Below are 17,211 nucleotides of genomic sequence, written 5' to 3' on the forward strand. Positions count from 1 at the left end.
TTGGTCGGTCAGTAAAGCTTAGAAAGCGGGAGAATCCCAGCCGCGACGAAGGCGGCCCCCGGGATATCCTCCTCTTTCACGAAGATTGTCTCCCGAAAGCCGACATCAGCGGTGCTTGTGTGCGAACGCGTTACCTGTTTTCCTTCGCTTTCATGATCCTGCGAACCATCTTCCCGAAGGCTTTGTCCTTGGATCTACGCTCTGCGAGGCTGGCGGAGTTGAAGGCCTCTTCGGCTTTCAGCTTCCGCCACCTCTGCAATCGGGAAGCGTCGAGATCACCGGACACAATGGCCGCCTGGACCGCGCATCCCGGTTCCGTTTCATGTCTGCAGTCCTTGAACTTGCAGCCGCGTGCGAGTTCGCTGATATCCGCAAACAGATCTTCGATGCCGGAAGCCGCATCCGTGAGCTGCAGTTCACGCATGCCGGGCGTATCCAGTACAAGGCAGCCGCCCGGCACGAGATGCAATTGCCTGCGCGTCGTTGTGTGGCGGCCTTTGGCATCATCTTCGCGGATCGCCTGTGTCGCAATGGAACCGGTCCCGGAAAGCGCATTCGTCAGCGTCGATTTGCCGACGCCGGAAGACCCCAAAAACGCAACCGTCTTTCCCGCCTTGCACCAGTCGGCAAGTTTGGACACCGGCTCGCTGGCACGCGCATCCAGCGTAATGACAGGCACCCGTTGAGAAATCTCAGCGGCTTTGGCCGCGTACGCACGCGGATCGGAAGCGAGATCGGACTTCGTCAGAAGGATAACCGGGTCGATCTCTGCCTCGAAACAGAGCGCCACATAGCGCTCCAGTCGAGCGACATTGAAGTCCTGGTTGCAGGACGACACGACGAATGCCGTTTCGATATTCGCAGCGATCAACTGGACCTGACGATCCGTCCCCGGTGCCCGGCGCTTCAACAGGCTCTTGCGCTCCAGTACCCGGCTTGAAGCCATATGCTCACGGTTGAGCAGGAGCCAGTCTCCCACCGTTGCGTCAGGGCGGGGTGGAATGACCTCGTCAACCGCAGAGCCGAGCACATGAAGCCCGCTACGGTGCACTTCGACGACACGGACCGGTGGCGTTTCGATGAGCTCGTCAGAACTGATCTGCTGCGCAAAGTGAGGTTGCCAGCCGAGTTTTTCCAGAAGTGAGAAGTGCTTGTTTGATCCCCCCTTCTGCGTGCCGGGAGGGAAGAATTTCTGATAATTTCGTTTCATTGGATGTCTCGAGACTTAAACACACGTCGTCGGGCGCCCAATTGGGCACCGTTTCATGTATCTACGGCTCTCCGGTCTTCAGAGAGCCGGCTCACGCAAGCTCTAGCATCCAATCTCCATCTGACGCGCCGCAAGGGGCGCACACCCAAGCTAGTCGCTCAAGACTGCTGTTTCAAGGCAACACACCAAAGGCGATCAGTTCGGGTATCGCTATTCCGGCCGTTCACCCACGTAGGCGGCACGAGGCCGGATTTTCTCATGGGCGGCATATTGTTCAAGGGCATGCGCGATCCAGCCGGTCATCCGGCCCGCGCAGAAGATGATCTTGCCGGCATCTTTCGGCAATTCATAGGTTTTCTGGATAACCGCCAGCGCCAGATCGATATTCGGCGGCAATCCGAAGAGATCATCCGCGGCGGAAATCAACCCGGGCAGACGTTCAACAAAGGGGTTGCCCTCTTCGGTGCGAAACAACATGTCGAGCAGGCAATCTGCGCGCGGGTCTGCGCCTTGATAAACCGAATGACCGAAGCCGGGCAGGGTTTCGCCGCGTGCGAGCCGGTCGGCCAGCATGGTCTCGATGTCCGTTTCCGGCCGGATTTCGGCGAGCCAGGCCGATGCCCTGTCAGGCGCTGCGCCATGACGCGGTCCTGAAAAGGCGCCGAGGCCGGACAGGAGGGCTGCATGCAGCGGCGCGCGGGTCGATGCGGCGCAGCGGGCGGTAAATGAACTGGTGTTGAGTTCGTGGTCGGCGCACAGGACCAGCGCGGCCCGGATCAGGTTCTTGGCCGACGCCGATACACCAAAGGCATTGGCGATCTGCGTGTGGATCGGAACCGCGACCGGGTCCTGCCCCAACAAGGCGGCAACCGAGTAGCGCAGCAACGCTGCACCCTTTTTCTGAAGCAGTTTGGGGGCAAGCGTGAAAGCCGCCTTGTCCTGAAGTGGCCATGCGGCCAGTGCCATCATCAGCCTGTCCAGCGGCGCCAGCCCTTCTGGCAAGGCCGGCGGCCCTTCCGGAACATTGTCGGCGAAGGGATCGTCTCCGGATGCCCAGAGCAGCGTTGCCACAGTCTCAAGCGTTGACGTTTCGGCCAGCTCCCTGGCCAACCGGCCCCGGTAGACAGGCCCGGCTTCGGAAATGAGCGTCAACTCGGTCTCAAGAACCGGATCACCCGTCAGGGGTCGTGCGCCCGTGTGGTCCTCGGCGGCCCTGCGACCCTTCAACCTGCGGACATCGGCGGCGTCATAGCGTCGCTTTTTGCCCGGTCCGGCGACGGACGAAATCAGACCGCGGCTGACATAGGCATATAGAGTTGCCGGTTGGACACCGAGCTCGGCGGCCGCTTCCCGGGCAGAAAGATAGATTGGCGTGCTCATATATTGATTTTAATTGTCAACATTGATCAATGCAATGCTCTTTGACTATCTGCAGGAAACCGAAAAGGAGCTGACCATGACCGAAGTGCCAAATCCGGCTCAGATGAACCAGGACCCGACTGCCGGCCTTGAGGGGGTCGTTGCCGCCACCACCTCTTTAAGTGATGTCGACGGCCAGAACGGAATTCTCATCCTGCGCGGCAAGAGCATCGAAGACCTTGCCGGCATTGCTTGCTTCGAGGACGCCGTTGCGCATCTGTGGCAGGACCTTGCCATTCCGGAAGGAACGTCGCTCAGATATTCCTTCGGTGAAGCCAGGGTCGCCGCGTTCGCAGTCACGCATCTTCTGGAAGCCGCCCCGGAGCGGCTTTCGGTCTACGAGCGCATGCAACTTGGGCTCGCTGCAATGCCTGTAAACAATACCCTTCCAGCGGCGATCGCCATCAGCGGAGCGCTGCCGGTCCTGCTCGCCGCTTCACACCGGATTGCAACAGGCCAAAGACCGCTTGCGCCCGACAGCAGCCTGCCGGTCGCTGCCGATCTGTTGCGCATGCTGAACGGGGAAACGCCGCCGCAGCTCCACGCGGACGCGCTTGACCGGTATCTGGTGACGATCCTGGATCACGGGCTCAATGCCTCAACATTCACCGCACGTGTGATCGGCTCGACACAGGCTGATATGAAACAGGCCGTCCTGGGTGCCATGGGCGCACTCAGCGGACCCCTGCATGGCGGCGCACCCGGACCTGTTCTCGACATGATCGACGCCATCGGTTCACCGGACAAGGCTGCCGTCTGGATCCGGCAAGCGCTTGATCGCAAGGAGCGGCTGATGGGGTTCGGTCATCGGATCTATCGGACCCGGGACCCACGTGCGGACGTGCTGAAAGCGGGTCTGCAGCTTTTGGGGTCGGAGAACCCGAAAGTCCGTCTCGCGGAGGAAATTGAGCTGGCAGCAATCGCAGCCCTCAAAGAGGCAAAACCGGACCGGTCACTCGACACAAATGTGGAGTTCTATACGGCGGTGCTTTTGGACGCGATCGGCATTGACCGCACGCTGTTTACACCGCTCTTTGCCACCGGGCGCACACCGGGCTGGTGCGCCCATATTCTGGAACAGCAACAAACCGGAAAACTGATCCGCCCCGCGTCCCACTATGTCGGGCCGATGCCGGCGTAGGTGCCTGCCAGAGCGCCACGGGATGACTTGAATTCGCGAGAATGGGAGCCGGGCTTAGTCGCTCGTGCCCGGACCCTGAGCCGGGGTCTTGTCACTCGAGTTTCTGAACTCGGAGCTGGTCCGTGGTCGCCCGGCCCTTTGATAGGGCTAAGCTCGTAACGAGTTCATTGAGCTGACGACATTCGGGGTTAAATGTCCCGCTTGGAGAATGCTCAACATCTCCCTCATCCTGAGGAAGCGCGAAGTGCTGTCTCGAAGGATGGACCACATGCTCCGGAGTTTGCGGCCCATCCTTCGAGACGGACGCGACGGTCCTCCTCAGGATGAAGGAGGTGTTCGCAATGAACCTTTCGATCCGGCTCGCCAAATGACTGTGTGTCGAACGTTGCAAGACCCAAACCATCTTGGCCAAGCGCAGCGCGCGCAGGGTTTCTGGTCAGCCTTCCGTTCTAAGCTGTATGCCATCGGCGCGCTGCAGGTTCCTGGCTCCCCGCTTACGCGGGGTTGACCTGGACTTGTCTGAAAGCATGGTTATTCCGCCATTTCCGCTTCGCGGACGGCAAGCTCGATCTCGTTGACGAGACCCTCTTCCAGACCGAGACGGGCGGCAAGCATTTGAAGATAGGCTTTTTCGGCCGGATGGTCCGGGTCGATCGCAAGCCGGGATGCGGCGTAGATTTCGGCGGCCGTTTCCGGACAGGTCGCGCTGGCGACAATCTTGTCGAGATCAAGCGGTGACCGCAACTCGTCCATCAGGAAGGCTTTGGCCTCGCTGTCGAGGCCGGCTTCATCGATCTTTTCGAAGATACGCTCCTGCTCTTCCTGATCGATATGACCGTCGGCCTTGGCCGCCGCGATCATTGCCGACAACAGGGCGACGGCAAACTCGTTTTCGCCCCCCGGCTGCTGCGCCGGGTCAAAAGCCGTTCCGCGTGGTGCCTCAAGCGGGATCGGCTCGTCCTGCGGATATTGCGGGCGCGGTGCATTCTGCTGATTTGCCCGGTGGCCCTGATAGGCTTTGTAGGCAAGCCCGGCGACGAGCGCGAGACCGCCGTAGGTGACAGCTTTCTTGCCGATCTTCCGCCCGGATTTGGACCCGAGCATCAGACCGGCAAGCCCACCAAGCGCGAGACCACCACCTTGGGACGACAGAAAATCCTTGCCCTGCGACAGCAGATCTCCGGATCCGGCGCGCTGTGCAGCCGCGCCGCCACGGCCGCCATATTGACCTCCGGACTGTCCGCCGGACTGGCTGCCCAGGAACTGGTCCAGCAAGGATTTTGCGTCAAACATCAATTGCTCCCTCTTTCGGCCCCGTCGGGGGCAAAACACTGTTGTCCTAACAGATGGGATTTTCTGCAGATCCCGCAAGATTGCGATACATTCGCATACAAAATTAAGACCAACGCCACTTGGGTTTTTGATGGATACCAAATGCCGGCTGCCCTGATCGGTCACAAGACCGTCCCACTTTTTTTGGTGATCATCCTTTGTGCGGTTTTCGGAAACGAAGCCAGAGCAACAATCGATGCCGGCATCCCGGATACCTACGTCGCACTGACCGATGAGCACATGAAAACAACCTACCTTGAGATTCTTGCAGCTCAGGGTGAGAGCTCAACCGGCAACTTGTTCGTTTTTCAGATGATCACACCGGCAACGCGTGAAACACAGCCGGAAGACGAAGTCCTGTTGACTGTCGTTCAGGACCGCGGGCAACCGCGGGGCGATGAATTCCCGACATTCGTCTTCAGAAACTCCAAGAGCCCAGCGCCTGAACTGATCTTCAGAATGAATGCGGGCACAAGGCTCTACGTCCGGCAGTCCGATGAAGATCCGGCAAGCTGCCTGATCTCGGCCCAGAAGGACTATTCGGACGTTTGCCTCGCCGACGCAAACGGGAATGCGGCGCCCGACCTGCCAGGCCTGCGCAAGGATTTCTGGTCCGACCTGATCAAGCTCTTCGGGCTTTAGTCGCCTCTTCGAAACGGGTCAGCTGTCCGGGACGCGATCCGGGATTTTGTGCTGCTGCAGGTCCCAGCTCATGGCAGGGACGGCACTTTGGAACACCTTTCGATGCTCCGATTTAGCTTAGCGGCAGCAAATTGTCGTCTTTCAAGGTCTCCATGGCGATCGACGAACGGACGTGCTGGACCGCTTCCTGCGGCAGGAGGTCGTCGTTGATGATACGGCTCAGGGTCTTTAGGTCGGGAACAACGATCTTCAGCATGTAGTCGACGTCTCCGGTAAGCGTGTGCGCCTCCTGAACTTCCGGCATTGCCGTCACCATGTTGCGGAACTTGCGCGCGTTTTCGCGGCTATGCGCACCAAGTGTCACACCGATAAACGCCGTCACCGTCAGGCCCAGTGCTTCGGAACTGAGAGCCGCCCTGTAGCGGCGGATAACTCCTGCCTCTTCGAGCTTCTGACGGCGGCGCGACACCTGGCTGGCGGAGAGGCTGATCACGTCTCCAAGCTCCGCGTTGGTCAGCGCCGCATTTTCCTGCAATGCGGCCAAAAGCTTCACGTCATAGCCATCAAGCGCGAACGTCATGCGCTAACTCCTGAATTCTCGCACAATTCATGCAAAAGACTACGCGAATTTACGTGGATTGCACACACCCTGCGCGCCAAGACAGGCATTCTTTTTGTCAATCGGTTTGTTTTCAAGGAGGACACTATGGGACCGTTTCCGCACGATGCCCCGCCCGCGCAGATCACGCCGCAGAACCCCGCCGGTACCGACGGTTTTGAATTCGTCGAATTCGCTCACCCGGAGCCGGAAAAGCTGGACACACTGTTCCGCAAGATGGGTTACCAGCCCGTCGCGAAGCACAAGACGAAGAACATCACGCTTTACCGCCAGGGCGATATCACCTACGTGCTGAACGCGGAAACCGGCAGCCACGGCATGAAGTTTGTCGACGCGCACGGCCCATGTGCGCCTGCCATGGCCTGGCGTGTCGTCGATGCACAACATGCGTTTGACCATGCAGTTGCCAACGGTGCCACACCCTATGAAGGCGACGACAAGACCCTTGATGTGCCGGCCATTGTGGGCATCGGCGGCTCGCTGCTTTACTTCGTCGAAACCTATGGCGCTAAGGGATCGGCGTATTCAGCGGAATTCGACTGGCTTGGCGAAATTGACCCGAAGCCGGAAGGTGTCGGGTTCTACTATCTCGACCACCTGACGCACAATGTCTATCGCGGCAACATGGACAAGTGGTGGGACTTCTATCGCGATCTCTTCAATTTCAAGCAAATCCACTTCTTCGACATCGACGGGCGTATCACGGGTCTGGTCAGCCGAGCGATCACCAGTCCCTGCGGCAAGATCCGCATTCCGCTGAACGAGTCCAAGGACGAAACCAGCCAGATCGAAGAATATCTGAAAAAGTACCGCGGTGAGGGCATCCAGCATATCGCCGTCGGCACGGATGATATCTACAACAGCACTGACAGGCTGGCATCGAACGACCTGAAGTTCATGCCCGGACCGCCGGAGACCTATTATGAACGGTCCCATGCCCGTGTGCACGGTCATGACGAACCCGTCGACCGAATGAAGACCCATGGCATCCTGATTGACGGCGAAGGCGTCATCGACGGCGGCATGACAAAAATCCTGCTGCAGATTTTTTCAAAAACCGTGATCGGTCCGATTTTTTTCGAATTCATCCAGAGAAAGGGTGATGAGGGCTTCGGAGAGGGTAATTTCCGTGCCTTGTTCGAGTCGATCGAGGAAGATCAGATCCGTCGAGGCGTCCTGAAAACCGAAGCCGCCGAATAACTTCACCATTGTTATTAAACGCGGAATCTGATTGAGCCGCCTCCTACATCAAGGAGGCGGTTTTTGTCTTTTGGCGCCGGTTGCCAAGTGCTGAAGCCGACAGACTGCCCGCTACAACCATTTGTTGCCTAAGTAATTGTATCATCAGGTTTTTTCAAAAAAGTTTTACGGTAACAGAAACGCTAAAACATTGATTTTTTTAACGATTTAGACTTGGCGTTCACGGCGGTGAATTTTTTTGTAATTTTTTTTGATTTTCCAAGGAAGAACAATGCCGTCGGTGGGTTTTAGTCTACAGAGGCTGCCGTGTAGGCCCTCTGTTGCATTGTCTAAGCACACTAACTTCACCTCCGCGCTTGCGCGGAGGTTTTTTCTTTCCGGAACGGATCTGACGCCGTCCGGCTGTGTGCCATTACGATGAGATTTTTTCTTCCAGAACGTCCCAGACCATCGCCGCGACGTCCGGACCGCCAAGGTTTTTGATCGCACGGATCCCGGTCGGGGCCGTCACGTTGATTTCCGTCAGGCGGCCGTCAATCACGTCGATGCCGACCAGGATCAGACCCTTTTCCTTCAGGCTTGGGCCAAGCCGCGCGCAGATGCCGCGCTCGGTCTCCGTGAGGTCGCTGTCCGTCGGGGCGCCGCCGCGCACCATGTTGGATCGCAGATCGCCTTCCGCCGGCACCCGGTTGACCGCGCCTGCGAATTCTCCGTTGACCAGGAGAATGCGTTTGTCGCCGTGCTTCACATTCGGCAGAAACTGCTGGATCACCCAGGGCTCACGGAAGGTGGCATCGAAGAAATCGTAGAGCGAACCGTAGTTGAGGTCGTCCTTGGTGATCCGGAAGACTGCAGCGCCGCCGTGGCCGAACAGCGGCTTCATGACGATGTCGCCGTATTCCTCACGAAAGAGATCGATCTCCGCCCGATCCTTGGTGATCAGGGTCGGCGGCATCAGGTCGGCAAAGTCGGTGACGAAGAGTTTTTCCGGCGCGTTCCGGACCTCCGCCGGATTGTTCACTACCAGCGTGTCGGGATGGATTTTTTCCAGAATGTGCGTGGCCGCGACATAAGACAGGTCGAAGGGCGGGTCCTGGCGCATCAGCACCACGTCCATTTCGCGCATGTCGGTACGCGTCTTCTCGCCCAGCGTGAAATGATTGCCCTTTTCGTCCCGGACCTCGACCGGTTCCAGCGCGCAATGAACCTCATCGCCCCGCAGTGCGAGGCGGTCAGGCGTATAGTGATAAAGCTCGTGACCTCTTGCCTGCGCCTCCAGCATCATGGCGAAGGCACTGTCGCCGGCAATGTTGATTGTCGAGATATGGTCCATCTGGACCGCTACTTTCAAAGCCATGAGGCAACTCCCGGCGGGCAGCGGCTGAGCGCTTGAATGGGATTTCAGAACAAGTGGTCCAGATATGCGGTGGCCGCAGCCCTTTGTCCAGAGGTCTGAGGCTGCAACGCTTTCACACGAGTTCAGATATGCTGTCCCGGGCACCGATCCGGAACCAAACGCGGGAGAAGACAAGGTCCCGGATCAAGTCCGGGACGGCAATCTGAGGAAACCAATCCTACTCCCAGGCCTCGAACGCATTTTCGATCCGTTCGGGCAGGGCCCAGGGGCGGATGATGACGACATCGAAGCGAAGCGTGAAAAAACCGGCCTTCGGGTGTTCGGTCACGAAGATCCTCGCCGCGCGCGAAATGCGCTTCTGGCTTGCCGGTGTGACAGCCTCCAGTGCGGCTTCCCGCGTCTTGCGCGCCTTGACCTCGACAAAGGCAACGGTCTTGCGTCTTTTTACAATCAGGTCGATTTCGCCCGCTTTTGTCTTGTAGCGGTGTTTCAGGATGCGCCAGCCCGTCAGGCGCAGGTACCAGGCAGCCCAGAATTCGGCGGAAAGACCGAGCGCGTGCGCCTTGCGCCGCTGATCCCTGGTCTTTTCCGGACGTGCCACGGTCAGCTGTCCCCTGCCTTCAGTTCCAGGGCGCGCTTGTAGACCTCGCCTCTTTCCTGACCGGTTGCCTTTGCCACCTTCTTGGCGGCCGCGCTGACCGGCATCTCGCTGAGCGCCTCGCGCAACAAGGCATCCGTATCCGCAACACCCGCTTCGGGCACGGCTTCGGGCGGGCCGACAAGGATGACGATCTCACCCTTGACTTGCGTCCCGTCGAAGCGCCGGGGCAGATCGCCCAGCAAACCGCGCTCGAACGTCTCGAACCTTTTGGTCAGTTCCCGCGCAACGACCGCTTCGCGCCCGGCACCCAGAATGTCCGCCATCAGCTTCAGCGTTGCTGGCGTGCGGTGAGGCGATTCAAAGAAGACAAGGGTTGCCGGAATGCTCGCCAGTTCCTCGAGCCGCTTCGTCTTAGGCCCTCCCTTTTGCGGCAGGAACCCGGCAAACAGCACCGTGTCGCTTGGCAATCCGGACGCAACAAGCCCTGCCAGCGGTGCCGAGGCGCCGGGGATCGGAACAACAGCGTATCCCGCCTCCAGGACAGAGCGCACGAGCCTGTAGCCGGGATCGGAGACGAGCGGCGTTCCGGCGTCGGATACAAGCGCGACCGCCTTGCCTGCTTCAAGGTCTGCAAGGATCTTTGGTCTTTGCTTGTCGGCGTTGTGTTCGTGATAGGCCATCAGGGGGGTCTTCAGGCCGAACTTTTGGGTCAGCGTGGAGGTAACCCGCGTGTCCTCGCACGCGATAACGCTGCTAGCCGCCAGCGTTTCCAGCGCGCGCACGGTTATGTCGCCGAGATTCCCGATCGGAGTTGAGACGATGTAAAGTGCCGGTTCCAGATTGGGCGCAGAGAAGGCGTGCTCGGAGAGAGAGTAGCGATTCTTGTCCGCAGGTGGCTCGGTCCCCATGAAAACTCCAACAAATGCACGCAGGATGTAGGTGATCGCTCCTGCGCTAACCTCAGCACGTCAACGATGCAAGGTAAATCCACTGTTCTTCTTTCTGATATGCCACTGAAAAGCCGCTAAAACTGGACATACCCGAGGCGAATACGTAAGTCTTTCCCATCGGTGGACAAATAAAAATGGCAAATGCAATGCGGGGCAAAACCGGACAGCAACAGAGGCGGCAATTTCTGAAGGCAGCGCTTGCCGGCGCAAGCTCGTTGACGCTGGCGGGCTGTCTTGGCTCGTCGCTCGGATCGCTGCCGGGCGATCAGGTTCAGCCGACCGCCCAGCCCCAGACCACGGGTGAGGTTCTGGGAACCGGAAGCGTCCGGGTCGGACTTCTGCTGCCTCTTGGCGGCACCGGCGGCAATGCCTCCATCGGCACGGTCTTCAAGAACGCGGCTTCTCTTGCCCTTCAGAACTTCCCGAATGCGGATGTCCAGCTCCTGGTCAAGGATACGGGCGGTACGGCGGAAGGTGGCCGCAGCGCGGCCCAAACAGCAATTTCGGAAGGTGCGGAGCTGATCCTCGGCCCGGTCTTTGCCCCGGCAGTGTCGGGAGCAGCTACTGCGGCACGCGCTGCAGGTGTGCCGGTGATCGCGTTTTCAACGGACACTTCCGTCGCCGCCCGCGGCGTCTACCTGCTGAGTTTTCTGCCCGAGACAGACGTGAAGCGTATTATCGGATACGCCAACAGCCAGCAAAAGCGCTCCTACGCTGCGCTCATTCCCGAGGGGTCTTACGGGGCCGTTGCCGAGGCTGCTTTCCGCCAGGAAGTCGGGCGCGGCGCCGGCAGGATCGCGACCATTCAACGCTACAGTATGTCCGGATCGGATACGTCCGACCTTGTCGCCAAGGCTACTGCACTGCAATCGGTGGTCAATAACATCGATGCCCTGTTCGTGCCGGCAGGAGGCGGCGTTCCGGCGCTGGTTGTCCAGACTCTCGCCAATCAGAACGCCCCACTCGGCAGCATCAAGATGCTCGGATCCGGGCAATGGGACACGGCGCAGGTGAAGAACAACCCGACACTTGCCGGTGCCTGGTTTGCTGGACCGGAGGACAAGGGCTTCCAAGGATTTGCCCAGCGCTACCAGAGCACATACGGCTCCGCTCCACCGCGCAACGCCAGCCTCGTGTATGATGGGGTCACCCTTGCTGCAGGCCTGATCCGGTCCGCCGGGCCGCAACGCTTTCAGCAAAGCATTCTGACAAACAGGGACGGCTTCATCGGCATTGACGGCCTGTTCCGCTTCAAATCGAACGGCCTCAACGAACGAGGCCTGGCTGTTTATCAGATCACCGGGCAGGGAACCCAGGTGATTTCACCGGCGCCGAGGGATTTCCGCTCCGGGTTCTGACACCGCCCCTTTATCGGGAGTATTGCGTCCATGTTAAGCGGCAAACAGATCGTCTTGATCATCAGCGGCGGCATCGCCGCCTACAAGTCGCTTGATCTGATTAGGCGGCTGAAAGAACGCGGCGCGCGCGTGATCCCCATCATGACGGCAGGTGCCCAGGAATTCATTACGCCGCTTGCGGTCGGCGCGCTCTCGGCCGAGACGGTCTTTACCAGCCTGTTTGACAGGCAAGCCGAACACGACGTTGGCCATATTCGCCTGGCGCGCGATCACGACATGATCGTGGTGGCTCCGGCAACGGCCAATCTGATGGCGAAAATGGCGCATGGCATTGCCGATGATCTTGCAACCGCGGTTCTGCTGGCTACCGACAAGCCGGTTCTTGCGGCACCGGCAATGAACCCGAAAATGTGGCAGAACCCTGCGACCTTGCGCAATTTCGAACAGCTGAAAGAACGCGGCATCCGGTTTGTCGGCCCAAGCAGCGGGGAAATGGCCGAAAAAGGCGAAGCGGGTACCGGCCGCGTGAGCGAACCGCTGGAGATCGTTGCTGCCGCCAAGGCCGTGCTCCGGGACGAAGACATCCGGCAGAGCCGCCTTCCCCTTGCAGGGAAACACGTGGTGATCACCTCGGGCCCGACGCAAGAACCAATCGACCCGGTGCGCTACATCGCCAACAGATCTTCGGGCAAACAGGGTCATGCGCTCGCCGCAGCCGCCTATGAAGCAGGTGCACGGGTGACGCTGGTTTCCGGACCTGTCGAATTGCCGGATCCCGATAATGTGGATGTCGTCCAGGTGGAATCGGCCGCAGAGATGCTCCGCGCTGTCGAAGCGGCACTCCCGGCCGACATTGCCATTATGGCAGCTGCCGTTGCCGACTGGCGTGTTGCGTCGGAAGGGGCACAAAAGATCAAGAAAGACGGCAGTGGCAAACCGCCCGCGCTGTCGCTGGTCGAGAACCCCGACATTCTGGCAACCGTCGGGCATCACGAGCGCCTGCGTCCGAAACTTCTGATCGGATTTGCAGCCGAAACGCAGAACCTGATCGACAATGCGCGCTCAAAACTGCAGCGGAAAAAGGCGGACTGGATCATTGCCAATGATGTCAGCCCGGAGACCGGCATCATGGGCGGGGATGCGAACACTGTCCGCCTTGTCAGCGCCACCGGCGTTGAAGACTGGCCGCAAATGGACAAGACCGAAGTTGCCCGGGAGATTATCGCCCGGGCTGCCGATGCGCTCAAAAAAATGACCGGTAACCCGGGCTAGCTACCCTAGGCCACTGACCCTAGAGGTGAAGCACCTTTCCGTAGACGAAGCGTTCGAATTTTTCGCCCTCTTCGCCTGGATAATCGCGGCCGTCGATATTGTCGGCCCAGTGGATCATCTCATGCAGGATGGTCGCACCGGCAAGATGGACATCCTTGCCGCTTCGCGTGCTCACTATGTCGGTGCCGGCTTCAAACTTGCGGACCAGATCAGTGTCGATCTTGATGACGTTGTTACCTGGGGTTGGCGTGAATTCTCCGTAAGCACCGGTCAGCGGAGTGACATCGATTTTCGGCTCTTCGCCCCATTTGAGCGCCCGCTTCAAGGACGTGTTGTCCAGTTGGCCATAGCGCTCGAAGGCGCGGCGTATTCTCCAGGATTTCGCCACGTCGGGCATATCGTATTTGACATAGCTTCGAAATTTTCTGAAACGCGCTTGATCAATCAAAGACATCCACATATTGAACCTCATAAGTGAAATAAACTCTTTTAAAACAGAAACTTGACCTTGAAAATTGTGGTCAGATACAGCGGGAAAAATTCGCTGCCTTCACTTTCTTACGTCAATCAACAGTCCAAATCAGGCCTTTAACGGGGCAGTCCGGACTCCATCCCTTCACCCCGAGTTGCGTGTATTTTCCTGCGGGCGCGCATGCCAACAGGTGGCCATGACTGAACGCTAACAAGCAAAAGTGGCATTGTTGCGGTTTTTAAATTTCTGTTTGTATGCCCCGAAACGCCGGAGCCACCCGCGAAGCAATCCGCTTCGCCGGTCACCGGAAAGACGCGCCTGACAGGTCTTCACATTGCCTATGCCGCGAAGCGGAAGTAGCTCATGCTGATCGAACCGTACTCGTAGCTGCGGTGAAGCAACTCGGGATCCGGATCATCTGCGGCGGCCCCGAAAGCGAAAAAGAGGGGCAGCAGATGCTCTTCGGTCGGATGATTTTGCCGGAACTGAGGGGCTGCCTCCAGGTCCTTGAAATAGTCGATGGAACCGGCCTTGAGGCCCGCGTCCAGCCAATGATCAAAGGTTTCCGCCCATTCCGGTGCCTCTGATCCCTGCGGCAGGATTTGGCGCAGATTGTGGGTCGTGCTTCCGGATCCTGCGATCAAAATACCCTTATCCTTCAGCGGTGCGACCGCCCTGCCGAGTTCATAAACCGATTCCGGCGTGCTGCCCTTGGGAAGGGACAAGGCGGTCACCGGAACATTGGCTCTTGGAAAGGCAAGCGAAAGCGGCACCCAGGCCCCATGATCAAGACCCCATTCACTGTCGAGATCGACGTCGTAACCGTTTTGCTCCAGGAGCTTGGCGGTTTCGTCGACTTGTTTTTCGCTGGCGCTGGCCGGATAGGAGATCTCGTAAAGCTCAGCCGGGAACCCCCTGAAATCGTGATAAGTGCGAAGCGGTCCCGGCGCGGAAAGTTTCAGGCCTTCTGTCTCCCAGTGAGCCGACAGGATCAAGATCCCGTCCGGCCAGTTGTCGCTCTCCGCAAAAGTTTTAAGGAACCGGCTGGCCGGCGTATCCTCTGCCGCCAGCGTCGGTGCACCGTGGGCAAAAAACACGGGCGGAATCGGGCCTCGAACGTTAGACATGCAAGCGCTCCTTCGCTTTGTCGGCTTGGTTAGTTTTAGAAAAATAAGCGGGCACCGGCAAAGCAGAAGGTCAGAATTCGGAAAAGGGCTGTTCCCGATTCTGGAACAATCACAAAAAAACCGCCCCCGGTGTTTCCGGAAGCGGCTCTTATTGCGCTCAACGAGGACTTATCTGTAGCCGACGTTGATCAACTGAACGCGCCGGTTTATCGCTGCATCCGGCTGCGAGGGGTCGCGCAACTGCTCTTCTCCAAGACCGACAGCCTGAAGATACTGGCCCGGCACCTGGAAGGTCGTGACAAGCGCTTCGCGAACGGCATTGGCGCGCTTGATGGACAGTTCGAGATTATAATCACGCGGGCCGTCTGCGCTTGTGTGACCGACGATGAAGAAGGTCTGCCCCTGCAGATAAGGTGTGTGCAGAGCGTCGGCGATCAGTCCGACGGTCTCGTAAGATTCCGGCCGGATGCGCGCCGAATTCAGATCAAACGTGATCTCCACGTTGAACTGGCGCAAGGACGCCAGCTTATCCCATAGCGGCAGGTTACCCGGCGAGTTGGCGCCCGGATACTTCTGGATATTTTCAAACGCTGCCTTTTGGAGGGCATCCGCGCTGATATCAACCTCCTGCTGGGCACCCTGCAGCGAGTTGATGATCTCGTTCCGGCTAAGCTGGGTCTGCGCTGTGGCGGACGATACTGAAACGGCAAGAAATGCGGCCGACAAACCAGCCAAAAACATCTTTTTCATGAATAGTCTCCAGGGCAGTCTTAACGGTATCCGGCCAGATCGATGGCGGTGTTGCATTTCTTGCTGACGGTGCGCTCTGCCTTCAGGAGGCAGCGCAGAATGTGACCGGCACCGGGTTTGACACCCTTGCAGCGCTGAGCGGCGTCGCGTTCACAGATCTTGGGGGCCGCTGCCTGTGCCGCAAGCCGCTCCTGGATGAGGGAGACAACAACCGCACGATCGGCGTTGCATTTCTGGGAAACTTTCGCCTGATTCTGATCCAGGCATTGCCCGATACCGTTATTCGCCAGCGTGGCCGTCTTGCAGTAAGTTTCGATATCCTTGCCGCAGCTAACGGACAAAATCTTGATCGCCTCGGCGAACCCCACTGTCTGGGCGAAGGCCGCAGGAGCCATCGCCAAAAATACACCTGTCGTGAACGCAAAGATCAAACGTCTCATGTTGCAAATCTCCCAAGCAAGGCAACATTCCGATGCGGCAGAGTGTTTCAGGAGATCGCCGAGGTTTCAAGGTGTTAGCTGAAAAAACTGGGAAGGAAAACACACCCTTGCCAATCTTGACAGGATTGGACGAATATCGTCGTCCAAACGGAACCGGAAAGACAGAAATACCATGCGCGTCACCCTGGAATTCAAAAGGCTTGAACATGGCAGGGACCTTCCCCTGCCCGCCTACCAATCGGATCTTGCCGCAGGACTGGATCTGCTGGCCGCGGTCGACGGCCCGCTTACACTGGCGCCGGGTGAACGCACGCTCGTACCAACCGGCCTTGCCATGGCTTTGCCGGCGGGGTTCGAAGCGCAGGTTCGGCCGCGTTCCGGGCTCGCCGCCAAGCATGGCATCACCGTTTTGAACACGCCCGGTACAATCGACGCGGATTACCGGGGCGAGGTCAAGGTTATCCTGATCAACATGGGCAATCAGCCGTTCGAAATCGTGCGTGGTGAACGCATCGCACAGATGGTGATTGCACCGGTGCTTCAGGCCGAGATTGCCGAAGTTGAAACCCTGTCCGAAACGGAGCGCGGCTCCGGTGGTTTCGGCTCAACCGGCCGCACATGAGGAAGCGCGGCTCATGAGGACCCCGGAGCTTGTCATTTTCGATTGCGACGGCGTTTTGGTCGATACGGAACGCCTGACCAACCGTACGCTGGCCGGGCTTCTGACAGACCTGGGATTTCCGATAACCGGACCGGAGTGCCAGAAACGCTTCATGGGGCGAACGCTGGAAGCTGTTCAGGAAATTGTTGAGGAAGAACTCGGCCGGAAGCTGCCGAACGACTGGCTGGATCAATTGCGCGCCCGCGATGTCGAGAGCTTCAAGGCAGGCATTTCGCAGGTGCCGGGTGTTGCGCAGGTCATGGACTTGCTCGACCAGCGCGGCATCCCCTACTGCGTCGGGTCTTCCGGGAAATACGAAAAGATGCGCGCAACGCTTGGCAGCTCGGGTCTGCTCCCGCGGCTTGAAGACAGACTCTTTTCGTCCCAGGACTGTGAGCAGGGTAAACCGGCGCCAGATGTCTTCCTGTTGGCAGCACGAACGATGGGATATGGGCCTGAAACCTGTGTTGTCATCGAAGACAGCCTTCCCGGCGTCCTTGCGGGGAGGGCTGCAGGGATGAAGGTTTTTGCCTATGTCGCAGATCCCGTTTCTGACCGCACAGCCCTACGACATGCTGGCGCGACCCTGTTTGAGAACATGTCGGAACTGCCGGATCTGTTGTTTTCCAAATCCTGAAGCTACTCTGGAAAAAAGTTTTA

Annotated in this window: 18 protein-coding genes; 7 read left to right on the forward strand and 11 right to left on the reverse strand. The window is 58.7% G+C overall.

The window, feature by feature from the left end; translation table 11 throughout:
- Window positions 1-130 precede the first annotated feature (130 nt).
- A complete protein-coding gene (gene rsgA / locus RBB47_RS14410; protein ID WP_305986521.1) occupies window positions 131-1,210 on the reverse strand; it encodes a ribosome small subunit-dependent GTPase A in 1,080 nt (359 codons plus the stop codon).
- Between the two features lie 210 nt (window positions 1,211-1,420).
- The gene (locus RBB47_RS14415) at window positions 1,421-2,590 is read right to left on the reverse strand and encodes a citrate/2-methylcitrate synthase (protein ID WP_305986522.1); all 1,170 of its coding nucleotides are present in this window, start codon (window positions 2,588-2,590) and stop codon (window positions 1,421-1,423) included.
- Between the two features lie 34 nt (window positions 2,591-2,624).
- On the opposite strand from RBB47_RS14415, the gene RBB47_RS14420 reads away from it, so the two are divergent.
- Entirely contained in the window at window positions 2,625-3,770 is a 1,146-nt protein-coding gene (locus RBB47_RS14420) for a citrate synthase/methylcitrate synthase (protein WP_305986523.1), read from the forward strand.
- Between the two features lie 531 nt (window positions 3,771-4,301).
- On the opposite strand, the gene RBB47_RS14425 is transcribed toward RBB47_RS14420, so the two are convergent.
- Window positions 4,302-5,063, reverse strand: a complete 762-nt coding sequence (locus tag RBB47_RS14425) for a tellurite resistance TerB family protein (protein WP_305986524.1) — start codon at window positions 5,061-5,063, stop codon at window positions 4,302-4,304.
- Window positions 5,064-5,204: 141 nt separating this feature from the next.
- On the opposite strand from RBB47_RS14425, the gene RBB47_RS14430 reads away from it, so the two are divergent.
- Complete coding sequence (locus RBB47_RS14430) at window positions 5,205-5,744, forward strand: hypothetical protein (RefSeq protein WP_305986525.1); 540 nt, start codon at window positions 5,205-5,207, stop codon at window positions 5,742-5,744.
- Window positions 5,745-5,856: 112 nt separating this feature from the next.
- Here RBB47_RS14430 and RBB47_RS14435 read toward each other — a convergent pair whose 3' ends face one another.
- The gene (locus tag RBB47_RS14435) at window positions 5,857-6,324 is read right to left on the reverse strand and encodes an Lrp/AsnC family transcriptional regulator (RefSeq protein WP_305986526.1); all 468 of its coding nucleotides are present in this window, start codon (window positions 6,322-6,324) and stop codon (window positions 5,857-5,859) included.
- 126 nt (window positions 6,325-6,450) lie between these two features.
- Here RBB47_RS14435 and hppD point away from each other — a divergent pair, with 126 nt between their 5' ends.
- A complete protein-coding gene (gene hppD / locus RBB47_RS14440; protein WP_305986527.1) occupies window positions 6,451-7,563 on the forward strand; it encodes a 4-hydroxyphenylpyruvate dioxygenase in 1,113 nt (370 codons plus the stop codon).
- 412 nt (window positions 7,564-7,975) lie between these two features.
- Here the strand turns inward: hppD and gshB are convergent, their stop codons facing one another.
- From gshB to rsmI, 3 genes are all read right to left on the reverse strand, one after another.
- Window positions 7,976-8,920, reverse strand: a complete 945-nt coding sequence (gene gshB, locus RBB47_RS14445; protein ID WP_305986528.1) for a glutathione synthase — start codon at window positions 8,918-8,920, stop codon at window positions 7,976-7,978.
- A gap of 217 nt (window positions 8,921-9,137) precedes the next feature.
- A complete protein-coding gene (locus RBB47_RS14450) occupies window positions 9,138-9,521 on the reverse strand; it encodes a YraN family protein (protein ID WP_305986529.1) in 384 nt (127 codons plus the stop codon).
- Between the two features lie 2 nt (window positions 9,522-9,523).
- Window positions 9,524-10,429 (reverse strand): 16S rRNA (cytidine(1402)-2'-O)-methyltransferase, encoded by a 906-nt coding sequence (rsmI, locus tag RBB47_RS14455; RefSeq protein WP_305986530.1) that lies wholly within the window; start codon window positions 10,427-10,429, stop codon window positions 9,524-9,526.
- A gap of 176 nt (window positions 10,430-10,605) precedes the next feature.
- Between rsmI and RBB47_RS14460 the strand changes: the two genes are divergently transcribed.
- Both RBB47_RS14460 and coaBC read left to right on the forward strand, forming a co-directional pair.
- On the forward strand, window positions 10,606-11,829 hold the full coding sequence (locus RBB47_RS14460; protein WP_305986531.1) for a penicillin-binding protein activator: 1,224 nt from the start codon (window positions 10,606-10,608) through the stop codon (window positions 11,827-11,829).
- 30 nt (window positions 11,830-11,859) lie between these two features.
- Window positions 11,860-13,101 (forward strand): bifunctional phosphopantothenoylcysteine decarboxylase/phosphopantothenate--cysteine ligase CoaBC, encoded by a 1,242-nt coding sequence (gene coaBC / locus RBB47_RS14465; protein WP_305986532.1) that lies wholly within the window; start codon window positions 11,860-11,862, stop codon window positions 13,099-13,101.
- 19 nt (window positions 13,102-13,120) lie between these two features.
- Here coaBC and RBB47_RS14470 read toward each other — a convergent pair whose 3' ends face one another.
- The 4 genes from RBB47_RS14470 to RBB47_RS14485 form a co-directional block, all read right to left on the reverse strand.
- Entirely contained in the window at window positions 13,121-13,555 is a 435-nt protein-coding gene (locus RBB47_RS14470) for a hypothetical protein (protein ID WP_305986533.1), read from the reverse strand.
- A 356-nt stretch (window positions 13,556-13,911) separates the two neighbouring features.
- On the reverse strand, window positions 13,912-14,700 hold the full coding sequence (locus RBB47_RS14475) for a class III extradiol ring-cleavage dioxygenase (RefSeq protein WP_305986534.1): 789 nt from the start codon (window positions 14,698-14,700) through the stop codon (window positions 13,912-13,914).
- Window positions 14,701-14,868: 168 nt separating this feature from the next.
- Window positions 14,869-15,450 carry an OmpA family protein gene (locus RBB47_RS14480; protein WP_305986535.1) on the reverse strand — a complete coding sequence of 194 codons (582 nt, stop codon included), beginning with the start codon at window positions 15,448-15,450 and terminating at the stop codon, window positions 14,869-14,871.
- Between the two features lie 20 nt (window positions 15,451-15,470).
- Window positions 15,471-15,890 (reverse strand): hypothetical protein, encoded by a 420-nt coding sequence (locus tag RBB47_RS14485; RefSeq protein WP_305986536.1) that lies wholly within the window; start codon window positions 15,888-15,890, stop codon window positions 15,471-15,473.
- A 172-nt stretch (window positions 15,891-16,062) separates the two neighbouring features.
- Between RBB47_RS14485 and dut the strand changes: the two genes are divergently transcribed.
- Complete coding sequence (dut, locus tag RBB47_RS14490) at window positions 16,063-16,512, forward strand: dUTP diphosphatase (RefSeq protein ID WP_305986537.1); 450 nt, start codon at window positions 16,063-16,065, stop codon at window positions 16,510-16,512.
- Between the two features lie 13 nt (window positions 16,513-16,525).
- On the forward strand, window positions 16,526-17,188 hold the full coding sequence (locus tag RBB47_RS14495) for an HAD family phosphatase (protein WP_305986538.1): 663 nt from the start codon (window positions 16,526-16,528) through the stop codon (window positions 17,186-17,188).
- Window positions 17,189-17,211: the final 23 nt, after the last annotated feature.

The sequence above is a fragment of the Roseibium sp. MMSF_3544 genome (genome assembly GCF_030732845.1).
Lineage (GTDB): Bacteria > Pseudomonadota > Alphaproteobacteria > Rhizobiales > Stappiaceae > Roseibium.